Source organism: Phenylobacterium sp., from assembly GCF_036563385.1.
Lineage (GTDB): Bacteria > Pseudomonadota > Alphaproteobacteria > Caulobacterales > Caulobacteraceae > Phenylobacterium.
In genome coordinates, this window is record NZ_DATCML010000004.1 from 212,997 (window position 1) to 239,444 (window position 26,448).

Annotated in this window: 22 protein-coding genes, 1 tRNA gene and 1 pseudogene; 14 read left to right on the plus strand and 10 right to left on the minus strand. The window is 70.6% G+C overall.

The genetic code is table 11. The features are described from left to right. Positions 1 to 169 precede the first annotated feature (169 nt). The 3 genes from VIL67_RS01890 to cpdR all read right to left on the minus strand — a co-directional run bounded on the left by VIL67_RS01890 (position 170) and on the right by cpdR (position 3,894). On the minus strand, positions 170 to 3,154 hold the full coding sequence (locus VIL67_RS01890; RefSeq protein ID WP_332047148.1) for a TonB-dependent receptor domain-containing protein: 2,985 nt from the start codon (positions 3,152 to 3,154) through the stop codon (positions 170 to 172). 238 nt (positions 3,155 to 3,392) lie between these two features. Beyond that, positions 3,393 to 3,467: transfer RNA gene (locus VIL67_RS01895), tRNA-Val, on the minus strand. A gap of 67 nt (positions 3,468 to 3,534) precedes the next feature. Beyond that, a complete protein-coding gene (gene cpdR, locus VIL67_RS01900) occupies positions 3,535 to 3,894 on the minus strand; it encodes a cell cycle two-component system response regulator CpdR (protein WP_332047149.1) in 360 nt (119 codons plus the stop codon). Positions 3,895 to 4,006: 112 nt separating this feature from the next. Between cpdR and VIL67_RS01905 the strand changes: the two genes are divergently transcribed. From VIL67_RS01905 to trhA, 3 genes are all read left to right on the plus strand, one after another. Beyond that, a complete protein-coding gene (locus VIL67_RS01905) occupies positions 4,007 to 4,912 on the plus strand; it encodes an N-formylglutamate amidohydrolase (RefSeq protein WP_332047150.1) in 906 nt (301 codons plus the stop codon). Positions 4,913 to 5,290: 378 nt separating this feature from the next. After that, positions 5,291 to 7,126 (plus strand): translational GTPase TypA, encoded by a 1,836-nt coding sequence (gene typA / locus VIL67_RS01910; protein WP_332047151.1) that lies wholly within the window; start codon positions 5,291 to 5,293, stop codon positions 7,124 to 7,126. 47 nt (positions 7,127 to 7,173) lie between these two features. Next, positions 7,174 to 7,857, plus strand: coding sequence for a PAQR family membrane homeostasis protein TrhA (trhA, locus tag VIL67_RS01915; protein WP_332047152.1), 684 nt, complete (start codon positions 7,174 to 7,176; stop codon positions 7,855 to 7,857). Between the two features lie 508 nt (positions 7,858 to 8,365). Here trhA and VIL67_RS01920 read toward each other — a convergent pair. After that, on the minus strand, positions 8,366 to 8,818 hold the full coding sequence (locus VIL67_RS01920; protein ID WP_332047153.1) for a GNAT family N-acetyltransferase: 453 nt from the start codon (positions 8,816 to 8,818) through the stop codon (positions 8,366 to 8,368). Positions 8,819 to 8,878: 60 nt separating this feature from the next. Here VIL67_RS01920 and VIL67_RS01925 point away from each other — a divergent pair, with 60 nt between their 5' ends. Both VIL67_RS01925 and VIL67_RS01930 read left to right on the plus strand, forming a co-directional pair. Beyond that, positions 8,879 to 10,060 (plus strand): aminotransferase, encoded by a 1,182-nt coding sequence (locus tag VIL67_RS01925; RefSeq protein WP_332047154.1) that lies wholly within the window; start codon positions 8,879 to 8,881, stop codon positions 10,058 to 10,060. Then, positions 10,057 to 11,019 (plus strand): glycosyltransferase, encoded by a 963-nt coding sequence (locus VIL67_RS01930; RefSeq protein WP_332047155.1) that lies wholly within the window; start codon positions 10,057 to 10,059, stop codon positions 11,017 to 11,019. Before VIL67_RS01925 ends, VIL67_RS01930 begins: the two co-directional genes overlap by 4 nt. Before the next feature lie 13 nt (positions 11,020 to 11,032). On the opposite strand, the gene VIL67_RS01935 is transcribed toward VIL67_RS01930, so the two are convergent. Continuing rightward, positions 11,033 to 11,818: an SDR family oxidoreductase gene (locus VIL67_RS01935; RefSeq protein ID WP_332047971.1), complete on the minus strand. Its 786-nt coding sequence runs from the start codon at positions 11,816 to 11,818 to the stop codon at positions 11,033 to 11,035. A gap of 174 nt (positions 11,819 to 11,992) precedes the next feature. On the opposite strand from VIL67_RS01935, the pseudogene VIL67_RS01940 reads away from it, so the two are divergent. Together VIL67_RS01940 and VIL67_RS19655 are read left to right on the plus strand one after the other, a co-directional pair. Continuing rightward, positions 11,993 to 13,189, plus strand: a pseudogene (locus VIL67_RS01940) (outer membrane protein assembly factor BamB family protein); the annotation flags it as partial. Positions 13,190 to 13,353: 164 nt separating this feature from the next. Further along, positions 13,354 to 13,890, plus strand: coding sequence for an outer membrane protein assembly factor BamB family protein (locus VIL67_RS19655; RefSeq protein ID WP_473964804.1), 537 nt, complete (start codon positions 13,354 to 13,356; stop codon positions 13,888 to 13,890). 4 nt (positions 13,891 to 13,894) lie between these two features. Here the strand turns inward: VIL67_RS19655 and VIL67_RS01950 are convergent, their stop codons facing one another. Then, positions 13,895 to 14,641, minus strand: coding sequence for an extensin-like domain-containing protein (locus VIL67_RS01950; protein WP_332047156.1), 747 nt, complete (start codon positions 14,639 to 14,641; stop codon positions 13,895 to 13,897). A 93-nt stretch (positions 14,642 to 14,734) separates the two neighbouring features. On the opposite strand from VIL67_RS01950, the gene VIL67_RS01955 reads away from it, so the two are divergent. The 4 genes from VIL67_RS01955 (at position 14,735) to VIL67_RS01970 (ending at position 19,692) form a co-directional block, all read left to right on the plus strand. Beyond that, positions 14,735 to 16,210 carry a M20 family peptidase gene (locus tag VIL67_RS01955; protein WP_332047157.1) on the plus strand — a complete coding sequence of 492 codons (1,476 nt, stop codon included), beginning with the start codon at positions 14,735 to 14,737 and terminating at the stop codon, positions 16,208 to 16,210. 82 nt (positions 16,211 to 16,292) lie between these two features. Then, the gene (locus tag VIL67_RS01960) at positions 16,293 to 16,916 is read left to right on the plus strand and encodes an ATP-dependent Clp protease proteolytic subunit (RefSeq protein WP_332047158.1); all 624 of its coding nucleotides are present in this window, start codon (positions 16,293 to 16,295) and stop codon (positions 16,914 to 16,916) included. Between the two features lies 1 nt (position 16,917). Then, positions 16,918 to 18,540 carry an alpha-glucosidase gene (locus VIL67_RS01965; RefSeq protein WP_332047159.1) on the plus strand — a complete coding sequence of 541 codons (1,623 nt, stop codon included), beginning with the start codon at positions 16,918 to 16,920 and terminating at the stop codon, positions 18,538 to 18,540. A gap of 63 nt (positions 18,541 to 18,603) precedes the next feature. Next, a complete protein-coding gene (locus VIL67_RS01970) occupies positions 18,604 to 19,692 on the plus strand; it encodes an aromatic ring-hydroxylating dioxygenase subunit alpha (protein WP_332047160.1) in 1,089 nt (362 codons plus the stop codon). A 171-nt stretch (positions 19,693 to 19,863) separates the two neighbouring features. Here the strand turns inward: VIL67_RS01970 and VIL67_RS01975 are convergent, their stop codons facing one another. Continuing rightward, positions 19,864 to 20,961: a L,D-transpeptidase family protein gene (locus tag VIL67_RS01975; RefSeq protein ID WP_332047161.1), complete on the minus strand. Its 1,098-nt coding sequence runs from the start codon at positions 20,959 to 20,961 to the stop codon at positions 19,864 to 19,866. A 43-nt stretch (positions 20,962 to 21,004) separates the two neighbouring features. Between VIL67_RS01975 and VIL67_RS01980 the strand changes: the two genes are divergently transcribed. Both VIL67_RS01980 and VIL67_RS01985 read left to right on the plus strand, forming a co-directional pair. Then, entirely contained in the window at positions 21,005 to 21,934 is a 930-nt protein-coding gene (locus VIL67_RS01980) for a M15 family metallopeptidase (protein ID WP_332047162.1), read from the plus strand. 15 nt (positions 21,935 to 21,949) lie between these two features. Next, positions 21,950 to 22,744 carry an alpha/beta fold hydrolase gene (locus VIL67_RS01985; RefSeq protein ID WP_332047163.1) on the plus strand — a complete coding sequence of 265 codons (795 nt, stop codon included), beginning with the start codon at positions 21,950 to 21,952 and terminating at the stop codon, positions 22,742 to 22,744. Between the two features lie 9 nt (positions 22,745 to 22,753). Here the strand turns inward: VIL67_RS01985 and VIL67_RS01990 are convergent, their stop codons facing one another. After that, positions 22,754 to 23,365 carry a glutathione S-transferase family protein gene (locus VIL67_RS01990; RefSeq protein WP_332047164.1) on the minus strand — a complete coding sequence of 204 codons (612 nt, stop codon included), beginning with the start codon at positions 23,363 to 23,365 and terminating at the stop codon, positions 22,754 to 22,756. 74 nt (positions 23,366 to 23,439) lie between these two features. Here VIL67_RS01990 and VIL67_RS01995 point away from each other — a divergent pair, with 74 nt between their 5' ends. Further along, on the plus strand, positions 23,440 to 25,080 hold the full coding sequence (locus tag VIL67_RS01995; protein ID WP_332047165.1) for an acyl-CoA dehydrogenase family protein: 1,641 nt from the start codon (positions 23,440 to 23,442) through the stop codon (positions 25,078 to 25,080). A 3-nt stretch (positions 25,081 to 25,083) separates the two neighbouring features. Here VIL67_RS01995 and VIL67_RS02000 read toward each other — a convergent pair whose 3' ends face one another. Next, positions 25,084 to 25,719, minus strand: a complete 636-nt coding sequence (locus VIL67_RS02000; RefSeq protein ID WP_332047166.1) for a TetR/AcrR family transcriptional regulator — start codon at positions 25,717 to 25,719, stop codon at positions 25,084 to 25,086. Positions 25,720 to 25,744: 25 nt separating this feature from the next. Further along, entirely contained in the window at positions 25,745 to 26,395 is a 651-nt protein-coding gene (locus VIL67_RS02005; RefSeq protein WP_332047167.1) for a TetR/AcrR family transcriptional regulator, read from the minus strand. Positions 26,396 to 26,448 lie beyond the last annotated feature (53 nt).

Genomic DNA, 26,448 nt, shown 5'->3' on the forward strand with positions numbered 1-26,448 from the left:
ATCGTCGAATTTCGTCGGTCGCGGATCAGCGTTGTCGGATTTCCGCTGCTCGATCAGTGGCCGGCACATCCCGCGCGCTCCCACCGGCACAGCGAGCGCTTCGAAACCCAGAAACAGAGACGCCGCCGGCGCGAGCCAGCGGCGCAGGTGACGGGAAGGTTCCGTAGAATCAGAAGCGTTTGGTGACGCTAAGCTTGAGGGTCCGCCCCAGCGGGTTGGCCGTGAACGGATCGTAGCCGAGGTCGAGGCGGGCGAACGGCGGGTCCTCGTCCAACACATTGTCCACATCGAGCACGACCGTCGTGTCCCACGGCGCCTGGTAGCGCCAGGTAAAGTCCACCGTGGTGAAGGCGTCGATCTTGCGCCCTCTGTTCGAGCGCGGCTGCGTGGCCCCGGTGGCGGTCTGCACGACATTCGGCGGGAATGGCCCCGTCCGCTGGTCGACGTAGGCCGCGATGTGGTTGACCTGGACCCGGAAGTTGTGCGGTCCGGTCGTGAATTCGGCGAAGGCGTTGCCCTTCCAGTCCGGCACCGGAACGATCTGCGTCTGATAGTTGAGCTTGTTGACCCCCTCGAACGCCGGGGAGACGACCACGCCCTCCACCGTCGTTTCGGCGACGCTGTATTCCAGCGTGTAGGTCATGGTCGCGCCAACCGCCGCGCTCCCGCCCCAGAGGTCGCTCATCCGGTAGTTGGCCAAGATGTCGATGCCGTTGGTCTTCACGCGGGGCCCGTTGACCACGAAGGTGCGGATCCGTGACAGGTTGGCCACGCCGCACGTCCCTCCGGCGCCAAAGACGAACCGGCTCTGCAGGGCCGCGAAGGCGGGATTGCCGCAGTTGCCCGTGCCGGCGCCCGTCGGGAACAGGGTGTTGAAGATCCCGCCCACCGGCTCGGTGACCAAGGGGTTGTCGAAGTCGAAGTCCCAGTAGTCGATCGTGGCTTGGAAGCCGCCGGTGCTGGCGATCAGGCCGACGCTGTAGGTGGTCGCCTCCTCGGGCTCCAGCTCGGGGTTGCCCAGGATGTCGACCGCGCGGAAAGCGCCGCCCAGGAACTGCAGGCTGGTGACCTGACCCGGATCGAGGGAGGTCAGCGGGGGCGCCCGGAAGGTGGTGCCGATCGTGCCGCGGGCGGCGAACATGTCGGTGAGCTGCCACCTCAGCGACGCCTTCGGATTGAAGGTAGAGCCGACCGCCCCGCCGAAGTCCTCATAGCGCGCGGCGAGCTGCACCTGGATGGCGTCCGTGAACGGCAGGCTGACCTCGGCGAAGCCCGCCCAGACGTCCCCCTTCAGGTCGGCCGGCGTGCCGCCGCCGAGGAACAGGAACGGCCCGTTGCGCACCGTGCAGGTCGTCGATCCGGTAACCGGCGTGTCGATGCAGGGCGTGACCGTCAGGTCCGTGAGCGCGTCGTACTCGGCCTCATACCACTCCTTCCGGTACTGCATGCCGGCGGCCCAGCCGACGGCGCCGCCGCCGAGCTCCCACCCGAGCTCCCCGTTGAGCACCGCGTCCGCGACGAACAGGCGCGTGGTCAGGTCCGTGCCGGTGGGCTGAAAGAACCAGCGGATCAGCTCCGGGTCATTGGCCACGGCCGCGCTGAAGTTGGGGTTCGCCTGCCCCGTCAGGGCGTTGGCCTGGATAGCGTTGGAGAAGGGGTTGAAGTAGCGGCAGGGGCCGACGCCCGGCGTGCCGGTCGTCGGGCTGCACCCTTCGCCGCCGAGGCCGCGGAGCGCGAGCTGCAGCCGGCTGACCAGGGCGTCGTAGCCGACGCGGACCAGGTTGTCCTCCATGTAGGTCGCGGCGACGTCGTAGCCGATGCCGCCCGCGAACTCGCCGGTCAGACTGGCGGAAAGACGCCAGGCCTCGAACTTGCGGCTGCCGCGCGACGACTGGTCGCCGAACAGGGGGTTCCCCCCGAAGCTCAGCGGCCGGTAGAGCACGCCCGGCAAGTAGGCCCCCGTGGCGAAGGCCGGGATCTGGGTGGGGTTCTGCTGGCGGTAGAGCGCGAAGCCGGGGTTGCTGGCCGGCACGAAATAGCCGGCGGCGAGACCCGAGGTGACCAGCGGGCTGGTGGTGGCGGTGGGCGCCTGCAGGGCCAGGTAGGAGGGCGAGGTCGCCCACTCCGGCGTGTCGGTCTCGGAGTAGAGCCCTTCCAGGTGGAAGCGGTGGTCCTCGGCGATCTCCCAGTTCAGTTCGCCGTAGAGCTGGAACCGGTTCTCCTTCTCCACGAGGTTGTCATAGGGCGTGTAGTTGAAGGCGCAGGCGGGGGTGGTGCCGCTGAAGGTGGGGGTCCCGCCGAGCGGAGCGCAGCCCACGTCGCGCTGCAGGCCCGCCACGGGCGCGAAAGGCGCCGCCGAGCCGACGAGCGAGCCTGGCCCCACGGGCAGGAAGGCGGTCACTGCGTTGCCGGTCGAGTAGCCCGTCTCCGGGCTTTCGAAATAGCTGGTCTGGGTGAAGTCGCGGTCCTGGACCGACAGCTCCGAGCGGTGCTGGTAGCTGCCGGAGAGCATCACGTTGACGGCGCCGAAGTCCTTGCCCCAGATCGCGTGGGCGTTCCAGTCGCCGTCCGAGCCGTCGATGTAGCGGTAGGTGCCGTTGACCTCGAGGCCGTCGAAGTTGCGCCGGGTGATGAAGTTGACCACGCCGCCGATGGCGTCCGAGCCATAGGTCGCCGCGGCGCCGTCCTTCAGCACCTCGATCCGGCCGATAGCGGCCTGCGGAAGCAGGTTGATGTCGGGGGCGCCCTGGCCGATCGGCGCGGTCACCACGCGCCGGCCGTTGAACAGGATCAGCGTGCGCGAGGCGCCCAACCCCCGCAGGTTCACCGTCGCCGCGCCTTCGGCGCCTTGGGCGCGGGCGTCGAACTGGTTGGTGTCGCCGATCACCCCGTTCGAGGCCGGCAGGTTCTTGATCAGCTCGACCGGCGACGGCGAGCCCTGTTTCTCGAGTTCATCGGCGCCGATCACGTCCACCGGCAGGGCGGCGTCCTCCGGCGTGCCGCGGATGAAGGAGCCGGTCACCACCACCTCGCCCACCTCGGTGGCCGATTGCTGGCCTGCAGCCTGAACCGCCTGGGCGGCGGCCGGCCCCGCAGCCAGCATCGCCAGCGCCGCGGTGGCCGAGGCGCTGCAGAAGAATCTGCTTCTCGTCATAGCTATCCTCCCCCTCGGCGTCCTCTCTGCCCGGGAGGGTCACGGGACGCTCGAGTGGCCCCATAACGGCGCAAATGTTTCAGCCGCGCCACATAGATTTTCAAGTTCGGCCAACGACGCTCGACGTCGCGGCGCCGGCGCAACACTCAGTGCGGCCACGGTTTTTTGCGCCCACGGTCGGCCCGCGGCGCAGCCTTACCCCAGGTAAGAGTCAGGCGATTTTTTCATGGGAGGAGGATGGTGGACGCGACAGGGATTGAACCTGTGACCCCTACGATGTCAACGTAGTGCTCTCCCGCTGAGCTACGCGTCCGTGATCCGGCCCGTCTCGGGAAGGCCGGGGATATAACGGCGCGCCTTGCGGAGCGCAAGCGCGCGCTTCAGGCGGCCGCCATCATCCGCTCCACCTCGGTCACGATCTCACGCAGGTGGATGGGCTTAGACAGCACCTTGGCCCCCGGAGGCGCCTGCTCGCCGGCCGCCAGGGCGACGGCCGCAAACCCGGTGATGAACATGATCCTGAGGCCCGGATGCCGCGCCGCCGCCTGCCGGGCCACCTCGATCCCGTCCATGCCGGGCATGACGATGTCGGTCAGCAGCAGGTCCCAGTCCTGGTCCAGCACGGCGGCGGCCTCGTCGCCATCGGCGCAGGCGACCACGTCGTACCCCGCGCGCTCGAGCGCGCGGGCCAGGAAGCCGCGAAGGGAATCATCGTCTTCGGCAAGCAGGATGCGGGGCATGGCGGGGCGACTGCGACAGCTCTCGGATGGGAAGAAGAAACCATATGCCGCGAACCGTAAACTCGCGATGAACCCTTTGACCTAACAGGCCCCCTGAGCGTTCTATGGCCTGATGAACGCCTGGGAGCCGATCGCCGCAGACGACCCGCACGTGCGCCACGCGGCTTTCGACGTGCGCCGGGCGGGACCGCAAGGCCGGCCGCCGACCCCGCTGGTGTTCGCCTCGCCGCACTCCGGCCGGCTCTATCCGGATGATATGATGGCCGCCGCGGCCCTGGACGCCCTGGCCATCCGGCGCTCGGAAGACGCCTTCGTGGACGACCTGATCGGGGCGGCGCCGCGGCTGGGCGCCTCGCTGATCACCGCCCGCTTCGCCCGGGCCTATATCGACCTCAACCGCGAGGCGTTCGAGCTCGACCCCAACATGTTCGCCGACGAGCTGCCGGAGTTCGCCCGCGCCCGCACCGCCCGGGTGGCGGCGGGCCTGGGCGCAATCGCCCGCGTCGTGTCCGAAGGCCAGGAGATCTACAACCGCAAGCTCACCTTCGCCGAGGCGCGCAGCCGCATCGAGGGCGCGCACCGGCCTTACCACACCGCGCTCGCGGACCTGATCGCCGAGGCCCAGGCGGCCCACGGCTTCGCGATCCTCGTTGACTGGCACTCCATGCCCGCCGCGGCGGCGCGGGCCGGCGGGCGCGAGCGGCCGAGCGACGTCGTCCTGGGCGACCGGTTCGGCGCCGCCTGCGCCGGGCTGCTGCCGGGGCGGGTGGAGCGGGAGTTGGAGGCCATGGGCTACCGGGTGGCGCGCAACACGCCCTACGCTGGCGGCTACACCACCGAGCACTACGGCCGCCCCGCCCGCCGCGTGCACGCCCTGCAGGTGGAGATCAACCGCGGGCTCTACCTCGACGAGGCGACCCTCGCCCCAACGGCTGGCTTCGAGACCCTGAAGTCCGACCTCGAGGCGCTGACCCGGACCCTCGCCGCCGCCGACTGGAGCGCCCTGCGCGCCGCCTGAGGCCGCCCCGCGCCGCCGGGCCAAAAAAAAAGCCGCGCCAAGCGGCGCGGCTAGTTCATTAGGGAGGAAACGCCCAGGAAGGGCAGAGGCGTCAGCGACGCCTCACAAGCGGGGATATAGAGTGCAGCGCACAAACGCGCAAGCTGACAGTGTATAGATTGCGCTATCACGTTGCGTTACAGGAAATTTCCTGAACCTTTCCCATAGCTTGCAATTCGATCGCAGCGCACCCATGTTGCTTTCGCACTGCAAAATAGCTTGACCATGGGCGCTTACGCCCTGGGGCGGGCGGTCGCGCCATCGAACTGTCGCTGGCGATAAGGCCTCGCCTCGCCTACAAGCCCGCCTTCCTTGAAAGACGAAGACCGCTCCTCCCCCATGTCGCTACGCAACATCGCCATCATCGCCCACGTCGACCACGGCAAGACCACCCTCGTCGACCAACTGCTCGCCCAGTCCGGCGTCTTCCGCGCCAACGAGGCGACGGTGGAACGGGCCATGGACTCCAACGACCAGGAGCGCGAGCGCGGCATCACCATCCTCGCCAAGTGCACCTCGGTGCTCTGGAACGGCAAGGCCGGCGAGACGCGGATCAACATCATCGACACCCCCGGCCACGCCGACTTCGGCGGCGAGGTCGAGCGGATCCTCGGCATGGTGGACGGCTGCGTCCTGCTGGTCGACGCCGAGGAAGGCGTCATGCCGCAGACCAAGTTCGTGCTGGGCAAGGCGCTGAAGATGGGCCTGCGCCCCATCCTCTGCCTGAACAAGGTGGACCGCGCCCACGCCGACCCGGACCGGGTGCTGAACGACGCGTTTGACCTGTTCGCCGCCATGGGGGCCACGGACGAGCAGCTCGACTTCCCGCACATCTATGCGTCGGGGAAGAACGGCTGGGCGACGATGGACCTGGCCAAGCCGAACGACAACCTGGCGCCGCTGTTCGACCTCATCGTCGACCACGTCCCCCCGCCGAAGGCGGAAGCGCGCAAGGACGAGCCGTTCCAGATGCTCGGCGTGCTCATCGAGAGCGACCCCTTCCTCGGACGCCTGCTGACCGGCCGCATCGAGAGCGGCAAGGCCGTCCCCGGCCTGCCGATCAAGGCCCTGTCTCGCGACGGCAAGGAGATCGAGCGCGGCCGCATCACCAAGGTGCTGGCCTTCCGCGGCCTGAAGCGCCAGCCGATCGACGAGGGCGCCGAAGCCGGCGACATCGTCGCCATCGCGGGCCTGTCGAAGGCCACCGTGGCCGATACGCTCGCCGCCATGGAGGTCAACGAGGCCCTTCCGGCTCAGCCGATCGATCCGCCGACCATCTCCATGACCGTGTCGGTCAACGACAGCCCGCTCGCCGGTCGCGAGGGCGACAAGGTGCAGAGCCGGGTGATCGCCGCCCGCCTGCTTAAGGAAGCCGAGTCCAACGTCGCGATCCGCGTGACCGAGACCAGCGAGAAGGACGCGTTCGAGGTCGCCGGCCGCGGCGAACTGCAGCTGGGCGTGCTGATCGAAGGCATGCGCCGCGAGGGCTTCGAAGTGTCCATCAGCCGCCCGCGGGTGGTATACCAGACCGATCCCGAGACCGGCGAGCGCCTGGAGCCCATCGAGGACGTGATGATCGACGTGGACGACGAGTTCACGGGCATCGTCATCGAGAAGCTGTCGGCGCGTAAGGCCGAGCTGCGCGACATGGGTCCGTCCGGCGCCGGCAAGACCCGGATCAGCCTCTCGGCCCCGTCGCGCTCCCTGATCGGCTACCAGGGCGAGTTCCTGACGGACACCCGCGGCTCCGGCGTGCTGAACCGCGTGTTCAGCCACTACGAGCCCTACAAGGGCCCGATCGACGCGGGCCGCAAGGGCGTGCTGGTCTCCAACTCCGACGGCGAGACGGCGGCCTACGCCCTGTGGAACCTCGAAGAGCGCGGCGTCATGTTCGTCGGCGCGGGCGAGAAGACCTACCAGGGCATGATCATCGGCGAGAACTCCCGCGCCGACGACCTGGACGTCAATCCGATGAAGGCCAAGCAGCTGACCAACGTCCGCGCCTCGGGCAAGGACGAGGCGGTCCGCCTCACCCCGCCGCGCCGCATGACGCTCGAGCAGGCCATCGCCTACATCGAGGAAGACGAACTGGTGGAGGTGACGCCCAAGTCCATCCGCCTGCGCAAGAAGGTTCTCAACCCCAGCTTCCGCAAGAAGCGCGTCCGCGAGGACTAGACGGCGGCGCCACGCGCGTGACACGTGGAGGGGGTAGGAGGTTCGCGATGACCGAGCTCACCCCCGTCCTGCAGACGCCCGCCAAGCCGCCCCGTCACTATCCGACTCCGGCCGCCAAGTGCGCGGACCTGGTGGTGCATGTGGTGGGCCTGACGCTGTCGCTGGTGGGCGGGATCGTGCTGCTGGCGCTGGCCGTCGTGGACGGGCGGATCAGCACTGTCGTCGGCTGCTCGATCTATGCGGCCGGGCTCGTGGCCATGCTGGCCTTCTCCACCGCCTACAACTTCGCCCACCACCGCCACCGGCCGACGCTGCGGCGGCTGGACCATGCGGGCATCTTCCTGATGATCGCCGGCTCCTATACGCCCTTCACCCTCGGCCTGCCGGGCGCCTGGGGCTGGGGGATGACGGCGGCGGTATGGTCCATCGCGACGCTTGGCGCGCTGGGCAAGCTGTTCCTGCCCGGCCTCGACCGGAAGTTCTGGGTGGGCGTCTACCTCGCGCTCGGCTGGCTCGTGGTGGTGGCGCTGGGGCCGATGATCGACAACGTCGGCTGGTATGCGCTGGCCCTGCTGGCGAGCGGCGGCGTGCTCTACTCCACGGGCGTCATCTTCTACGTCAACAAGCGCCTGAAGTTCGCCCGCGCCATCTGGCACGGCCATGTGGTGGCGGCGGCGGCCACGCACTGGGCGGCGGTTCTGCTGGGCGTGGTGCTCGCATCCCAGAACTGACCTGTCCGAGCTCGCCTCGAGAGGGCAGGATCAGCCCGTTCATGTCGAAGGCCTCGGCCACCAGGCAGACGGCGGCGCCCAGGGCTCCCGGAGGTTCGTCGTCGATGAGGTCCCGGAGCTTGCCGTCGAGGCTGCGGTAGTCGTCGGCTTGCGCGGCGGCGAACACCTCCAGGAGCAGCGCCTCGTCGGCGGTCGGACCGGCGAGGGACGGCGGCCCCACCTGGATCCGCCTGCGCCCGTGCAGCCGCAGCTGCTGGACGAACACCTCCAGGCCACGGAACGCCTGCGGGCCGGCGCAGCCGCAGGCGACCTCGAACCTCGGCCTCAGCGTCTGGCACCCGGCCTCGGCCGCCATTAGCCGCAGACCGCAGAGCAGCAGCCGCTCGCCCGAGGTCAGCTCCGTTTCCACGTGGTCCATGGCGTCCACTCCATCCAGGACGCCGACGCTATTGCACTTGCGAATGACTCGCAACTGGTTGGTTGCTCCGCGGTAAGGCGGAGACGGAAGCTACAGCGGCCGCTCCATCCAGACGTCGCAGCGGGCGTATTCGGTGTCGCAGCCGGTGAGCTCGCGAAAGCCCATGGCCTTGTAGAGGGACAGGGCCGGTCCGAGGCCGGAGTTGGTCTCGAGGTACAGCCGGGCGGCGCCGAGCGCCCGCCCCGCCTCGATGCAGCGCTCCATGAGCTGGCGTCCCAACCCGGAGCCGCGCATCTCTTCGGCGACCGTCATCTTCGCCACTTCGTAGCCGCCGTCGTTCATCTTCAGCAGGGCGACGCACCCGACCGGCCGCCCGCCCTCCAGCGCCATGAAGATGCGTCCGCCATTGGCGAGGATCTTGCCTTGCGGATCCTCCAGCACCTCGCGGTCCTTGGCTTCGAGCACGAAGTGCTTCGAGATCCAGGCTTCGTTCAGCGTGCGGAACGCCTCGGCGTGCTCGGGACGGAAGTCGACGATCTCCATGGACGTGAGGCCTCAGGCATGGTGTTCAGGCGGGGCCGTCCCGCCGCACCGTCATAGCACATGGCCGACCCGACCTTCTCGAACCTCCCGACCACCATCTTCGAGGAGATGTCCGGGCTTGCGCGCGGGCTTGGCGCCGTGAACCTCGGCCAGGGCTTCCCGGACGACCCCGGTCCGCTGGCGATCCGCCAGAAGGCCTCCGACGCGGTGCTGAACGGCTACAACCAGTATCCGCCTATGACCGGCCTGCCCGAGCTGCGCCAGGCGGTGGCGGCCCATTACGCCCGCAGCCAGGGCCTGGAGCTCGACTGGGCGCGTGAGGTCACCGTCACCTCGGGCGCCACGGAGGCTCTGGCCGCCGCCTTCCTGGCGCTGATCGAACCCGGCGACGAGGTGATCGTCTTCCAGCCGCTCTACGACGCCTACGTTCCGCTGATCCGCCGCGCCGGCGGCGTGCCGAAGCTCGTGCCCCTGCAGCCGCCGACCTGGCGGTTCGACCGCGCCCTGCTCGAAGCGGCGTTTTCCGCACGCACCCGGTTCGTGGTGCTGAACAATCCCATCAACCCGGCAGGCGTGGTCCTGCCCGAGGCGGACCTCGCCCTGCTGGCCGAGTTCTGCGTGCGATTCGACTGTGTCGCCATTTGCGACGAGGTGTGGGAGCAGGTGGTCTTCGAAGGCGCCGTCCACCGCCCGCTGATGGCCTTTCCCGGCATGCGGGGGCGCACCGTGAAGATCGGCTCGGCCGGCAAGATGTTCGGGCTCACGGGCTGGAAGGTGGGTTTCCTGTGCGCGGCGCCGGCCCTGACCCACAGCGTCTCCCGGGCCCACCAGTTCCTGACCTTCACCACCCCGCCCAACCTGCAGGCGGCGGTGGCCTGGGGGCTGGAGAACGCCGCCGACTGGTTCCGGGAGATGCCGCTGGGCCTGCAGCGCGCCCGCGCGCGGCTTACGGAAGGGCTCCGGCGGGAGGGCTTCGCCGTCCTGCCGGGCCAGGGCACCTACTTCCTGAACGTGGACCTGGCCGCCTCCGGTATCGACGAGCCGGACCGCGCCTTCGCCCTCAGGGCCGTCAAGGACGCCGGCGTGGCGACGATCCCGGTCTCGGCGCTCTACGAGACGGCCCCGGTGACCACCATCCTGCGGCTGTGCTTCTCCAAGCGCGACGAGACCCTCGACGCCGGCGTCGAGCGGCTGGCCCGGGCCCGTGAGCTCTCCCGCCGGGCGTACGCGACCGCCGTATGAGCCGCATCGTCTACCTGGCCTTCCCGGCCGGCGGGATCACCGGCGGCCAGAAGATGATCCTCCGCCACGTGGAGACGCTGCGCGACCTGGGCTTCGACGCGGTGCTCTGGCACAGCCCACAGAACCCGCGGCAGGCCGGCATCCCCCACCGCGCGCCCATCAAGGTCGGAACCCCGTTCCGGCCGGACGACATCCTGGTGCTCCCCGACGATGCGCCCAACGCCCTGCGCACCGCCGCGACCCTGGCCCAGCCGCTGGTGGTGTTCTGCCAGAACCAGTTCGGCCTCGCGGGGATCGGGACGCCGGCCCTGGCCGCCTACCCGCCCGATCGCGAGGTGAGGATGCTGACCGTCGGGCCGACCGCGGCGGCCTCGATCCAGCGCATCTTCCCGGACCTGCCGGTGGCGATCGTCCCCTGCTTCGCCGACGAGCGGGTCTTCCGGCCGGCCGGGGCGGCGGCGCATCGGGCGGCCTACGCCCCGCGCAAGCGGCCGCAGGAGGCGGTCGCGATCCGCAACCTCCTGCCGCGGCTGCACCCGCGCCACGCCGGCCTGCCGTTCCATGCGGTGGAGAACGTCTCGGAGCCGGAGGTGGCGGAGGCCTTTGCGGGCTCCGCCCTGTTCCTCAGCCTCAGCCGCCTGGAGGCGGTGGGCATCACCCCGCTGGAGGCCATGGCCAGCGGCTGCGTCTGCGCAGGGTTCACCGGCATCGGCGGCCGTGACTTCGCGAGCCCCGAAAACGGCTTCTGGGTGGAGGAGGACGACCTGTTCGCCGCCACGGACGCCCTAGCGGCCGCCGCCGACCTTGTGCTGACCGGCGGCCCGCCTTTGGCCCGCATGCGCGACGCCGGGCGCGCCACGGCCGAGCAATGGTCCTACGGCCGCTTCCGGGAGCGTCTGGAGGCGGTCTGGTCGGAGTTCGCGCCGGCGGCCCGCCTCCGGGACGGGCCGCTGGACTGACGGCGGGCCTGCCTCAGCAGGTGGAGCCGCCGTCCACCACGATGGTCTGCCCGGTGGTCCAGGCCCCCGCCCGCGAGGCCAGGTAGATGGCCGCGCCAGCCAGGTCGTCAGGCTCGCCAAGGCGGCGCAGCGGGGTGCCGGAGCTCGCCCGGCGCTCGCCTTCCGGGGTGTCCCACAGCGCCTTGGCGAAGTCGGTCTTCACCAGGCCCGGGGCGATGCAGTTCACCCGGATGTTGTCGGGCCCCAGCTCCTGGGCGAGGTTGCGGGCCAGCTGCATGTCAGCGGCCTTGGAGATGCAGTAGGCGCCGATCACCGTCGACCCGCGCAGGCCGCCGATCGACGAGACGATGATGATCGCCCCGTCCTTCCGCTCACGCATCTCGGGCGTGACCATCTGGATCAGCCAGTTGTTGGCGATGATGTTGTTGTCGAGGATCTTGCGGAACGCGTCATCCGAGATGTCGAGCTGGCTGCCGTAGTAGGGGTTCGAGGCCGCGTTGCAGACCAGGATGTCGATCTTGCCGAAGGCGGCGCGGGTCTCGTCCACCAGCCGCTGCAGGTCCTCCTTCGAGGAGATGTTGGCCGGCACCGCGATCGCGTGGCCGGGACGCGTCTCGTTGATCAGGTTGGCCACTTCCTCGCAGGGGCCGGCCTTGCGCGAGGAAATGACCACCTTGGCGCCCTGCTCGGCCATCCGCTCGGCGATGGCGCGGCCGATGCCGCGGGACGAGCCGGTGATCACCGCCACCTTGCCCGTCAGGTCGAACAGCCCGCCGAGGCCCACTGCCGGACGGTCCATCACCTCGCTCATGGGTCGCTCCTCGCTGCATGAAACAGTTGTTTGATTTGCGGTCATTTGCGCCGGCCCCTGTCGCGAGGTCAAGGCGGGATCGGGCGTCGACAGGCGCGGGCTTTGCCCTATCGTAGATCGGGTATGCGGCCAGTGAGAGCCGCACCGAGCTCGGGGGGAGACATGCCGGCGATCCTGCGCCTACCCGCCGCGGCGGCCGCGTTCGTGACGCTCGCGGGCGGCCAGGCGTCCGCCCAGACGCCGCTGCCGCATCCAGGCCAGGCGGTCTACCGCGAGCGCTGCGCCGCCTGCCACGACAACCCGGAGGCCGCCCGGGCGCCGGCCAAGGCCACGCTCTCGGCCATGAGCTATCAGGCGCTGAACTACGCCCTCACCCTCGGCAAGATGAAAGCGCAGGGCGAGGGGCTCGACGACGAGGCGCGCGGGCGGCTGATCAACTACCTGACCGGCCGCTCGACGGTGACGCTGGACACCTGGAGCGCGCCCATGCGCTGCGAGGGCGCTCGCGCGAAGGTCGATCTCAGGAGCCCGCCAAGCGTCGCCACCTTCGGTTTCGACGCCCGCCAGACCCGCACCCTCAGCCCGCGGCAGACCGGCCTCACCAAGGCGAAGCTGTCGAAGATGGAGCTCGCCTGGAGCCTCGGCTTCCCGGATGTGACGATGATCCGTTCGCAGGCGGCCGTGGTCGGCAACAACCTCTTCCTTCCGGTCGCCGAGGCCGCCGCCGTGTACAGCCTCGACATCAGCGACCCGTCGAAGCCCTGCGTGCAGTGGGTCTACAACACCCCGGGCGGCGCGCCGCTGCGCACCAGCGCGGCCTATGGGGTGATCGCCGACGGCACGCCGGTGCTGGCCTTCTCCGGCCTCGACTCCACCGTCCATGCGCTCGACGCCCGCACGGGCAAGCCGCTGTGGACCCGGAACGTCGGCGTCTACTCCTACTCCCTCACCACGGGCACGCCGCGCGTGCTGAAGGACCGCATCGTCGTGCCGGTCAGCCAGTACGAGATCATGGAGGCGGCCAACAACGCGGTCACCTGCTGCACCAACCACGGCTACGTGGTCTCGCTCGACCCGAAGACGGGGGCGCAGCAATGGCGCTACGACACCATGGAAGACGCCCGCCCGGTGCGCGACCGTGGCGACGGCAAGCCGCTCATGGGGCCGTCCGGCGCGCCGATCTGGAACTCGCCCGTGGTCGACGAGCGCCGGGGACTGATCTTCTTCGGCACCGGCGAGAGCAACTCGCCGCCCGCGCACCGCAACACCGACGCCCTGATCGCCATCCGGCTGAAGGACGGGACCGAAGCCTGGAGCCATCAGGCCACCGAAAACGACATCTTCAACGCCGGCTGCGGCCCCAACCCGAAGCCGACCCAACTCAACTGCGTGAAGGAGACCGTCTACCGCGATGTGGACTTCGGGGCCTCCCTGATCCTGGCGAAGCTCTCCGGCGGACGCGAGGTCCTGCTGGCCGGCCAGAAGTGGGCACGGTCTGGGCGCTCGACCCTGACACGGGCAAGGTGCTCTGGCGGCGCGACATCGGCACGGGGGCGCCCAACGGCGGCATCCACTGGGGCATCGCCTTCGACCGGGACACGGTCTACGTGCCGGTGGCCCAGATCGGCCGGCCCCTGCCCGGCGGCCAGCCGATCGACCCGGCCCTGCAGCCCGGCCTCTACGCCGTCGACGCCCGGACGGGCGAGATCCGCTGGCAATACTCGGCCAAGCCTGACTGCGCCGGCGAGCGGGGCAAGAAGGCGCCGCGCTGCGAACGGCTCTACGGCTTCTCGGGCGCGCCCACGGTGATCGACGGGGTGGTGATCCAGGGCGGGCTGGACGGCCGGCTCTACGCCATCGACGCGGCGGACGGCCGGGCGCTCTGGACCTACGACACCCTGCGGGACTTCGAGGCGATCAACGGGGTGAAGACCCGCGGCGGCTCCATCGACTCGGCGTCGATCGTCGCCGCCAACGGCCTGCTCTTCGTGGGCTCCGGCTACGGCATGTTCGGCCAGGCGCCCGGTAACGCCCTGCTGGCGTTCCGGCCGGCCCGCTGAGCCGCTAGCGGCAGGCGCGCCACCGCCCGAAGTCCAGGTGCAGGTGGTCGCGGTGGGCGGCGTTGTAGTCGGGGCTGAGCACCGCCCGGAACCAGGGGCACGCGCCGTCGCGCACCCGCCGCAGGAACTCGCCGCGCGCGTCCTCGCGCCGGAAGTCCTTGAGCACGCTCACCCGCCGGCCGTCGGCGGTGCGGAAGGCGGCCACGTCAATGGCGTTGGCGAACGCGTGCTCGCTGCGCCGCCCCTCGGCCCGGCCGTAGATGTTGCGGCAGGCGTAGGTCCCGTAGTGCTCGACCCGGGTGACCCGGCTCCCCAGGGTCTCCGCCGCGGCCGGCTGCACCACGTTGCGGGTCCACATGGCGTAGGCCAGCGCCACGGGGCAGGTCACCACGGGCGCCGCCGGGGCGAGCGGCGCCGCGGCGCCGTCCTTCACCCGCACGGTGTTCTCCGTCGCACATTCACCGAGGTCGCGGTCGGGCTCCTCCACGAAGCTGACCCGCCCCTCCGCCAGCGCCAGGCGGCACTGCCCGGGATCGCCAGCCGCCCGGGCGAACTGCGCCGGGGTCGCCAAGCCCACCGGCCGGTCCAGCCGGAACGGCTTCCAGGGCAGGTCCTGCGGCGGCGCCCAGGCGTTCACCAGGCCAGCCAGCAGCAGGCCCACAAGCGCCAGGTCGAGCAGCGTGGTCCACAGGCCGGCCAGCGCCAGGGCCTCTGGCGAGACGGGTTTGAGGGCGAGCGGGCGGCGCGGCACGGGGCACGAACGGGCGCGCTGGCCTGCGGTTCAGCGGCTTCCCATCGGCGCTGCGCAGCTTAAGGTCTCGTCCCGAGATCGGGGGACCTCCACATGCGCCTGCTCGGCAAGATCGCGCTCGTCGTCTTCGTGCTGCTGGTCGCGGTGGTGACCGTCGTGCTGGTCCGCACCCTGACCTACAAGCCGCCCGCCGGCGCCGTCGCGGCCGCCGTGCCGGTGGCGGCGCCCGTCGCCGTGGACGTCCAGGGCGCCGCGGCGCGTCTGGGCGAGGCCATCCGTATCCAGACCGTCAGCCATCAGGATCCGCGAGAGGACCAGCGCGGCGAGTGGGAGCGGCTGCACGCCTTCCTGCAGTCGGCCTACCCGGCCGCCCACGCCGCCATGCGCCGCGAGGTCGTGGCCGGCCACACCCTGGTCTACACCTGGCCCGGCTCGGACCCGTCGCTGAAGCCCATGGTGCTGATGGCCCACCAGGACGTGGTGCCCGTCACGCCGGGCACGGAAGCCCAGTGGACGCACGCCCCCTTCTCCGGCCAGCTCGCCGACGGCGCGGTCTGGGGCCGCGGGGCCATCGACGACAAGGGCTCGCTGATCAGCCTGTTCGAAGGCATCGAGGCGCTGGCGGCGCGCGGCTTCCGCCCCCGCCGTACGGTGATCCTGGTCAGCGGCCATGACGAGGAAGTCCGCGGCCGGGGCGCCCGGGCCGCCGCCGCCCTGCTGAAGGCCCGCGGGATTCGCGCCGAGTTCGTCCTCGACGAAGGCCTGGCGGTGATCTCGGACAATCCGGTGACTGGCGGCAAGCTCGCCCTCGTGGGCACGGCCGAGAAGGGCTACGCCACCCTGGTGGTGACCGCCAAGGCGCCCGGCGGCCACTCGTCTTCGCCGCCCAAGGACGCCGGCGGCGTGGTGACCCTGGCCCGCGCCGTCACCGCCATTGCCGACAAGCCATTCCCGATGGCCTTCCGGGGCCCGGGCGCCGACATGCTGGCCCACGTGGCGCCGGACGCGCCGTTCGCGGTCCGCATGGCGGTGGCCAACGCATGGCTGTTCAGGCCGCTGCTGGTGAAGCAGGTGGGCGCCACGCCCTCGGGCGCGGCCCTGCTGCACACCACCATCGCCCCCACCATGCTGAAGGGCAGCCCCAAGGAGAACGTCCTGCCGCAGGACGCCACGGCCTGGATCAACTACCGCATCGCCCCCGGCGACACCTCGGCCACCGTGATGGCGCGCGCCAGGGCCGCGGTCGGCGACCTGCCGGTGACGCTCGCCTGGACCAAGACCCCTGACGAGCCCTCGCCGGTCTCCTCCACCACCTCGGAGGCCTGGAAGGTGATCACCGCCACCGCCCGCGCCGTCACCGGCGCGCCGGTCGCGCCGTCGCTCGTCACGGCGGGCACCGACAGCCGCTACCTCCAGCCCGTGGCCGACGACGTCTACCGCTTCCAGCCCATGGAATTGTCGCTGAAGGACGTGGGCATGATCCACGGCACGAACGAGCACCTCACCCTTCGGAACCTCGAACAGGCGGTGCAGTTCTATGCCCGGCTCATCGCGACCGCCGCCAGCTGATCCGCCACAATCCGCACCGTGGCCCTTGCCGGAACCCGCGCGGGCAAATAACTGCGAAGGCCTGCGACCTACAGAGGTATCTATGCGCGATCAGTGGACCGGCCGTCTGGACGACGAAGACGGCGACGACGAGGACAAGGGCCGCCTGCCCGACATGCCGATGACGGCGGGGCCCGTCCAGAACGCCCTGTTCAAGTCGCGCACCGTGCTCGTGTTCGGCGAGATCGACATGCGGCTGGCCGAGCGGGTCACCGCCCAGATCACCGCGCTTGCCGCCGAAAGCGACAAGCCGATCCGGATGATCATCAACTCACCCGGCGGCCACGTGGAGAGCGGCGACACCATCCACGACATGATCCGCTTCTGCGGCGTGGACGTGAAGGCGATCGGCACCGGCTGGGTGGCGAGCGCGGGCGCCAGCATCTTCCTGGGCGCCAAGAAGGAAAACCGGCTCTGCCTGCCGAACACCCGCTTCATGCTGCACCAGCCGGCGGGCGGCATGCGCGGTCAGGCGTCCGACATCCAGATCGAGGCCGAGCAGATCATCAAGATGCGCGACCGCGTGAACCGGATGATCGCCAAGGAGACGGGCCAGCCCTACGAGCGGATCGTCAAGGACACCCAGCGCAACTACTGGCTGAACGCCGAGGAGGCCGTCGAGTACGGCCTCGTCAGCCGGATCATCACCAACGCCTCGGACGTCTGAGATGGCGGGCGAGCCGTGGTGGAAGGGCGCCGTCCTCTACCATGTCTACGTCCGCTCCTTCTTCGACAGCAACGGCGACGGCCATGGCGACCTTCCCGGCCTCATGGCCAAGCTGGACTACATCCAGAGCCTGGGCGTCGACGGCCTGTGGCTGTCGCCCATCCACCCCTCGCCCAACCGGGACTGGGGCTACGACATCGCCGACTACGAGGGCGTCCAGGCCGACTACGGCACGCCTGAGGACTTCCAGCGCCTGCTGGACGCCGCCCACGCCCGGGGGCTGAAGGTCGTGCTCGACGAGGTGCTCAGCCATACCTCGGACGAGCATGCCTGGTTCGTGGAGAGCCTGACCGGCGGCAAGGACGGCCCCAAGGCCGACTGGTACGTCTGGGCCGACCCGAAGGACGATGGGACCGCGCCCAACAACTGGCTCTCGGTGTTCGGCGGGCCCGCCTGGGCTTACCAGCCGGCGCGGCGTCAGCACTACCACCACAAGTTCCTGCGCCAGCAGCCTAAGCTGAACTGGCGCAACGCGGCGGCCCGCGAGGCGGCGCTCTCGGTCCTGGACGTCTGGCTGGAGAAGGGCGTCGACGGCTTCCGGCTGGACGTGGCCGGCACCTACCTCCACGACGAGGCGCTGACCGACAACCCGCCCGTGCCGCTGGACGAGCGCACCCGGCTGCACTGGGGCCACGCCGGCAACCTGCAGCGCCACCTGCACGACTCCAACCTGCCGGAGAACGTGCAGATGCTGGAGCTCATCCGCCGCCGGGTTGAGGCGCACGACGGGCGCAATGGCGGCGAGCGCTTCGTGTTCGGCGAGTTCTCGGAGGAGGAGGCCCGCTGCGGCGCCTACTGCACGCCGGAGGAAGGTCTGCACTCCGGCTACACCTTCGTCATGCTGCTGGCCCGCAAGCTGACGCCGGCCTTCGTGCGCGAGCACTACGCCACCCTGGCCGATTACCCGGCGCACTGGCCGACCATCAGCTTCTCGAACCACGACGTGCCGCGCACCCTCACCCGCTTCGGCGGCAAGGGCGCGCCGCCGGACCTGGCCAAGATGCTGTTCGCCCTGCTGGTCAGCCTGAAGGGCACGACCCTGATCTACCAGGGCGAGGAACTGGGCCTGCCGCAGGCCAGCCTCACCCGCGACCAGCTGCGCGATCCCGTGGGCGACCTCTACTGGCCCTACGACAGCGGCCGCGACGGCTGCCGCACGCCCATGCCGTGGGAGCCCGGCCCGGCGCTCGGCTTCACCACCGGCACGCCCTGGCTGCCGGCCGCCGCCGAGCACCGCGGCCTGACGGTCGCCGAGCAGGAGCAGGACCCGGACTCGGTGCTCGCCTGCGCCCGCGCCCTCATCGCCTTCCGCAAGGGCTCGCCCGCCATGCGGCTGGGCGAGATCGAGTTCCTGGAGACGCCCGAGCCCACCCTCGCCTTCGTCCGCCGCCAGGGCGACGAGGCGATCGCCTGCGTCTTCAACCTCTCCGCCGAGCCCACCTTCGTCCAGGCCGCCGCCTTCGCCGACGCCGCGTTGCTGCCGGTGGGCGGCGAAGCGGAGCTCCGCGCCGGCTCCCTCGGCCTCGCGCCCTACGCCGCGGTGTTCCTGAGGCTTCCCGGCTGAGCGGGGACGAACCAGGATGAGCTGCGCCTTCCGCCCGTCGTGCGCTGAGGCTAAACCACACCCATGCCCGACGGCGAGACGAGGACCGCGCGCAGCGAGGGGCGCTTCGGCCAGGGGTTCCTGACCGACACCTGGTACGTCGCCGCGCTCTCCGGCGACCTCAAGCCCGGCAAGCTGGCCCGCCACGAGCTGCTCGGCGAGCCCGTGCTGCTCGGCCGCTCGCGGGGCGGCGCCCTCTTCGCCCTGCGCGACATCTGCCCCCACCGGGCCGCGCCCTTGTCGGCCGGCCGCTTCCGCACCGAGCCCTCGGGGACCGAGACGGTCGAGTGTCCCTACCACGGCTGGCGGTTCGGCCAGGACGGCGCCTGCACGGCCATCCCGTCGCTGGTCGCCGACCAGGCGATGGAGGTCTCGCGCATCCGGGTCCGCCGCTACCCCGTCCAGGAAAGCCAGGGGCTGGTGTTCGTCTGGATGGGCAGCGACCTGGCCGAGCCGGACCATCCGCCGCCCGTCTTCCCCGGCGTGGTCGGCGGCGCGCCCAGGCTCGTGGACCGCATCGACTTCGCGGCCCACATCGACCACGCCGTGGTCGGGCTGATGGACCCTGCTCACGGCCCCTACGTGCACCAGCAGTGGTGGTGGCGCTCGTCGAAGAGCCAGCACGACAAGGCCAAGCGGTTCGAGCCCCGAGACGCGGGCTTCGCGATGGTGCGGCACGAGCCCTCGAAGAACTCCCGCGCCTATGCGGTCCTGGGGGGCCAGCCGCTCACCGAGATCACCTTCCGCCTGCCGGGCCTGCGCTGGGAGCACATCACCGTCGGCCGCCGCCAGGTGCTTTCGCTGACCTGCCTGACGCCGGTGACCGCTACGAAGACCCGGGTGATCCAGCTCGCCTGGTCCGACCACCCAGCCTTCAGCGTGCTCAAACCGTTCATCCGCGCGGGCGCCCGGGCCTTCCTGCGCCAGGACGGCCACATGGTGGACCTGCAGAACCAGGGGCTGAAGTACGACCCGACGCTGATGTGGATCGACGACGCCGATCGCCAGGCCAAGTGGTACCAGGCGCTTAAGCGCGAATGGATCGCCCATCGTCGCGAGGGCCGCGACTTCCGCAACCCGGTGGAGCCGGCCGTGCTCCGGTGGCGGAGCTGAGAGCACACGTCTGAAACCCCTCTCCCTCCGGGAGAGGGTACGGTGAGGGCGGCGCCGGGAGCTCGGCCGCCGCTCCCGTTGGACCAGGTGCAAGCGGGTCCAACGCTCTTGAACACCGCCTCCCAGCCGCCCTCACCCTACCCTCTCCCGCAAGCGGGAGAGGAAGCTGGATCAGACCTTCGCCGGCCCAGCCGCCGCGCCTTCGCCCACGAACACCACGGTCGTGCCCTTGCTGACGGCGCTGGCCAGCTGGCGGGCGTCCCAGTTGGTCAGGCGGACGCAGCCGTGGCTGGCGGCCTTGCCCACGAGGCGCGGCTCGGGCGCGCCGTGGATGCCGTAGGTCTCCTTGGACAGGTCGATCCACACCGCGCCGACGGGATTGTTCGGGCCGGGCTTGATGCTGAGCTTGCCGGCCTTCTTGTCGCCGAAGTTCAGCTTCGACGGGTCGTAGTTCCACACCGGATCGAAGGCGACGCTCGTCACCTGCCATTGGCCGCTGGGCGTGGGCATCTCCGCCGAGCCGATGGTCGCCGGATAGCTCGCCACGAGGCGCCCGTCCGGACCGTAGGCGCGCACCTGCCGCTGGGCCTTGTCCACCTCGATACGGGCGACGGCCGAGGGCAGGGTCTCGGCCGCGGGCGCGGCGACCACGATGGTGTTCCCGGCCTTGGTGAAGTCGACGCCGGGGTTCAGCGCCTTCAGCAGCGCCTCGTCCATGTGGAACTTCTCGGCCAGCAGCTCGAGCGGCGTGGTGAAGCCGACGCGCTCGAGCTTGGCCATGTCTCTGTAGTCCGTGGGGATCTTCTGGAGGAACGGGCCCTTCACGTCGGCTTCGGTGATGACGTAGTCGGTCATCACCGGCCCGCCGTCGGTCGCGAGCCGGCGGAACACCTCCGCGTCGAGCTTGCCGTCGACCGGCAGGCGGTTCGCCTGCTCGTAGTGCAGCACCGCGTCCTTCAGGTTGTCGCCGTCCTGGCCGTCGATCACGCCTGGGGAGAAGCGGGCGCGCGACAGCAGCACTTGGGTGCGGACCAACAGCTGTCGCATCTGGTCGGCCGAAAGGTTCTCGCCCCATTGGGCGCGGTCGATCGCCTGGCCGACGGGCGAGGCCGAGGGCTGCACCAGCGGCGGTACGGCCAGGGGCGCCGTGTTCACCTGCGGCGCCGGCGGCTGCGCAGGGCTTTGCGCTTGGCCCCCGGGCGTGGGCTCGTTGCAGGCGCAGACCAGAAGCAGGGAGGCGCCCGCCAGGGCGGCGTTGCGAAAGGACATCTTGGACCTCGCCCGGGAGATGCGCATTTGATGGGGCGTGAGATTGAAGCCGTCAGACGTCTTCAAGTTCCTGGGCGCGCTCGCGGCCGCCGTCGTGCTGCTCGTCCTGCTGGTCGTCCGGGTGACCACCGGCAAGGGACCCGAGCCCCCGGGACGCCAGGCGGCGCCGCCGCCGGTGGCGATCGCGCCTGCGCCGAAGCCGGGCGGTCCCGACTGCTGGAACGCGCGCGGCTGGGAGCGCGCGGCCCGGCTCAACGCGGCCAGCCTCAAGACCATGCGCTGGGCGCCCTTCGGCCGGCCGGAGCGCGGCTGGGAGATCTACCTCCCAATGATCCAGCAGACCGTGGGCGCGGCCTGCCCCGCCGACAGCCCCGGCTTCGCCGCCGCCTTGGCCGCCTGGCAAGGCGACCAGCGGCTGTTCCCCAACGGGGTGGTCAGTCCAGAGGCCTTCCAGCACATGAAGGGGGCGGCCCAGCAGAAGCGGATCTTCGTGCGGATGGCCACCCGCGGCGCCTGTCCCGCCGCCGCAAGCGAGGCCCGGCTCACCGCCAACCGGCCCGGCGAAGGCTATTCCGGCAAGCAGGTGCAGCTGCGGCCCGGCGCCTTCGCGGCCTATCGCGCCATGGTCGAGGCGGCGAAGGCCGAGAGCCCGGAGATCGCCGCGGACGACCGCAACCTGACGATCTTCTCGGCTTATCGCAGCCCGTCCTACGACGCCGCCCGCTGCGCCCGTGACGGCAACTGCAACGGCATCGTGCGCGCCCGCTGCTCGCCGCACCGCACAGGCCTGGCGATGGACCTCTATGTCGGCCAGGCGCCCGGCTACGGCCCCGACTCCACGGCCGATCCCAACCGCCTCTACATGACCCGGACGCCCACCTACCGGTGGCTGGTCGCCAACGCCCACCGCTTCGGCTTCGTGAACTACCCCTTCGAGCCGTGGCACTGGGAGTGGACCGGCGAGACGCCGTGAGGCTACCGTTAGCCCATGGCCAGCTTCACGAACTCGGACGGCGTCACCCTCGCCTATGACGACATCCAGCCGCCGGGCGGCGCGGAGCGCACGATCCTGCTGCTCCACGGCTACACCTCCAATCGCGCGGAGGGGTGGCGGCGCACCGGCTGGTACGGCGCCTTTGAGCGCCGGCGTATGCGCGTCATCGCCCTTGACCAGCGCGGCCATGGCGAGAGCGCCAAGCTCTACGAGCCGGAGGCCTACACGCGCGAGAAGCTGGCGGGCGACGTGCTCGCGCTGCTGGAGCATCTGGACGTCGGTCGGGTGGATCTGTTCGGCTATTCCATGGGCACACGCACCGCCCTGGAGGCTGCGGTCGCGGCGCCGGACCCGTTCTCGAACCTGATCCTGGGGGGCGTCGGCGGCCGGCTGCTGCAGCCCTCCAGCGACCGCGGGACCGTCATGGCCGAGGCCATGCTGGCCGACGACCCCGAGACCATCCAGCATCCGTTCCTGCGCAGCTTCCGCCAGTTCGCCGACGAACAGGGCGAGGATCGGCGCGCGCTCGCCGCCTTCGTCCAGGCGCAGAACCCGCCGCTGGACCGAGACGCTATGGCGGCCCTGCCGATGCCGGTGCTCGTGGTCGCCGGCCAGCGCGACGAAGGCGCCGGCGCCCCCGAGGAGCTCGCCCAGCTATTCCCCTACGGCCGCGGCGTCAGTCTGCCCGGCTGCGACCACTTCTCGGCGATCACCCACGCCTCCACCAAGGCCACGGTGTTCGACTTCCTGGACGGCCTGCTGGACGAGGACATGCCCGGCTGGCGGTGAGCCCCGGCCCTATCCGGCCTCCTTCGCCGTCGCGGTCTGGAAGGCCGGCCGCGCCGCACACCGCTCCAGCCAGGCGGCGATGTTGGGGTAGCCGCCCAGCCGGCCGAACATGCCGGCCACCTGGCCGACGAAGCTCAGGTTGATGTCGGCGCCGGTGAAGTGCTCGCCCAGCAGCCAGGGCCCGCGGGCCAGGGACTGGTCGATGAAGCCCAGGTGGTTGGCGATCTCGTCGTCGATGCGCGGCTTCAGCGGCGCGCCGGCGTCCCCGATCCGGCTGACATAGAGCTGCAGCATCAGCGGCAGCATGGCCGAGCCCTCCGCATAGTGCAGCCACTGCTGGTAGTCGTCGTAGGCGTGACTGTCGGTGGCCGGCGCCAGTCGACCGTTGCCGTGCCGCCGGATCAGGTAGTCGATGATGGCGCCCGACTCGTGGACCGTGCGCCCGCCGTCGGTGATCACCGGGCTCTTGCCCAGCGGATGCACCCCCTTCAGCTCCGGCGGGGCGAGGCGTGTGGCGGGGTCCCGGGCGTAGCGCTTGATTTCATAGGGCAGCTCCAGCTCCTCCAGCAGCCACAAGATGCGCTGCGAGCGGGACTGGTTCAGGTGATGGACGATGATCATGCGGACCTCCGGGGGAGCCGCCTAGAAGCCGCGCTTCCCTTACGCAAGGCAAGCATCGCCTATAACCATCGCCCATGACCCTCGTCCTGCCCGACCTGCCTGCCCTGCTCGACCGCGCCGCCCGCGCCGCCGACGGCGTCGTCGAAGACCTGCGCCAGGCCGTGTCGGCCAGGGTGAGCGCCGCTGGCCGGGTGGACCGCGCCGCCCTCGACGCCGAACAGCACGCCGCCCACGGCCTCGCCTGGGCGGCGGCCTATGCCGAGACGCTCCGCCAGACGGCGGCCTGGGCGCGCGAGCTCGGCCCGCGGCTCGGCGAGGCCGAGGCCCTGCCCGCCCAGCTGCTGGTCTTCGAATACCTCAGCCAGCTGGCCGGCGGCCTGCCCATGAACCAGGGGGAGATCTTCCGGCCGGCCGACGTCGGCGTCGACCCCGCGCCCCTCACGCCCCTGATCGACCAGTTGCGCGCGGGCGCTTCCCAGGCGGTGCGGGCGCGGATCGTCGAGTTGCTGGACGAGGCGCGCGGCCGCCCGTCCCTCGAGGCGAGCGGCCTGGACGAGACCCTCGAGGCGATCCGCGACCAGTTCCACGCCTTCGCGGCCGAGAAGATCGCGCCTCATGCCCACGGTTGGCACCTGAGGGACGAACTCATCCCGCTGCCGCTCTATCGGGAGCTGGCGGAGCTCGGCGTCTTCGGCCTGACCGCGCCGGAGGAATGGGGCGGCTCCGGCCTCGGCAAGACCGCCATGTGCATCGTCTCGGAGGCGCTCTCGCGCGCCTGGATCGGCACGGGCTCGCTGGGCACCCGCTCGGAGATCGCCGCCGAACTGATCATCGCCCACGGGACCGATGACCAGAAGGCCCGGTTCCTGCCGGGGGTGTGCTCGGGCGAGATCATCCCCACGGCCGTCTTCACCGAGCCCGAGGCGGGGTCGGACCTTGGCTCCCTGCGCACCCGCGCCGAGCGCCACGGCGACGTCTGGCGCGTGACCGGGGCGAAGACTTGGATCACTCACGCCGCCCGCGCCGACCTGATGACCCTGCTCGTCCGCACCGATCCGGCGTCGAAGGACCACCGCGGCCTGTCCATGTTCCTGGCCCAGAAGCCACGCGGGACGGTGGAGGCGCCCTTCCCCGCGCCCGGCATGACTGGCGGCGAGATCCCGGTGATCGGCTATCGCGGCATGAAGGAGTACGAGATCGGCTTCGACGGCTTCGAGGTCCCGCACGAGAACCTGCTCGGCGGCCAGCCAGGCCAGGGCTTCGTCCAGCTGATGGCGACCTTCGAGAGCGCCCGGATCCAGACCGCCGCCCGGGCCATCGGCGTCGCCCAGAACGCGCTCGACCTCGCCCTCGACTATGCGCTCGTCCGCCGGCAGTTCGGCGGCCCGATCGCCGGCTTCCCGCGCGTGGCCAACAAGCTCGCCATGATGGCGGCCGAGATCCTCGGGGCCCGGCGGCTGGCCTGGTTCGCCGCCCGGGCGAAGGACGAGGGGCGCCGCTGCGACCTGGAGGCGGGCATGGCCAAGCTGGTGGCCGCGCGCGTCGCCTGGGCGGCGGCCGACAACGCCGTACAGATCCACGGGGGGACGGGCTTCGCCCTCGAGACGCCGGTCAGCCGCGTGCTGGCCGACGCTCGCATCCTCAACATCTTCGAAGGGGCGGGCGAGATCCAGGCGCAGGTCATCGCTCGGCGCCTGCTCGACGGGGGCAACTGAGCGTCAGGCCCGCGGGCGGAATCCTTCGGCGATCAGACCGATCTGGCGGTCCATCACCTGGGTCAGCTCGGCGGCGTCGGCGTTCTTGCGCACCACCAGCCGGTAGGTCCAGGCGTAGGCGGCCATCAGGAGGTCGATGATCTCCTGGAAGTCGATGGCGGGATCGACATCTCCCTCGTCCACACCCTTTTGCAGGCACTCCCGGATCACGTCCTGCAGCCTCGGTGTGTTGCCATAGGGCCGCGCCTCGGGCGGCATGGTCCAGTCGTAGGCGGCCGCGATGTGCGCCAGGAACAGCCGCATCCGCCTGGCCTCGAAGGCGAAGTGGATGGCGAACATCGTCCTCAGGCGGTCGGCGGTCGACCCGCGCAGGTGCGGCATGACGTGGTCGAGCTCGGCGTAGAGCGGCTCGAGCCGGTCCTGCATCACCTGCGACAGGATCTCGCCCTTGGAGGCGAAGGTGGTGAACACCGAGCCCACCGAGACGCCCGCGTGGCGGGCGATCTCGCGAATGGTGGTGCCTTCGTAGCCCTGGGTCTCGAAGAGCTCGCGGGCGGCGTTGAGCACGCGGTTGCGGGTCGCTTCCCGCTGGGTGCGGCGGGCGCCCGAGACGCCCGCCTTGTCAACGTCAGCCTTCATGCGAGCCCCCCGGCCCTGGCGGGCCTCAGCCGCGGCGAGCGCCCGCCAGCAGGATGCGGATCTGGTCGCGCGCGCGGGCCTGCAGGGCGTCGAGGCTCCAGCCCTGGAAGATCGCCTGCGGGAAGTTCGACAGGTAGGCGTCGAACAGCATCTGCGTGCGCAGCTTCACCTCGGCCTCCTGGCCGAGCTCGCCCCGCTCGACAGCGGCCTCAAGCAGCTCGGTGAACAGCTGGTGCATTTCCTGCACGCCCTGGGCGTTGCGCAGCGCCGGGCCGTCGTCCGGCGACCACGACACGCTGAAGGCGGCGCGGGCCAGCGGCAGCTGGGTCTTGTAGAACGCGTAGCCGGCGGTGAACACCTTGAGCAGGGCGTCCTCGACGGTGCGGCCGCGGCCGGCGGCTTCCCGCATGGCCTCGGTCAGGGCGGCGAGATCCGTCAGCATGATCTCGCGGAACAGGTCCGACTTGTCGGTGAAGTTGGCGAACACCGCGCCGGTGGACATGCCGGCGGCCGCGGCGATGTCGCGGATGGTGGCGCCTTCGTAGCCTTGCTCGCTGAACAGCCGGCGCGCGGCGGCGAGCACCTTGCCGCGGGTCTGCTGCTTAGCCAGCGCCCGGCGCGTCGGCATCTTCACCTTGGTCTCGGCGGCGGGCTGGAGGGGAGAAACGTGCTTCATATCCTGACCTTCTGAGGGCGCGGGGAGGCGCCCGGTTCTGTGCATATTTCAGT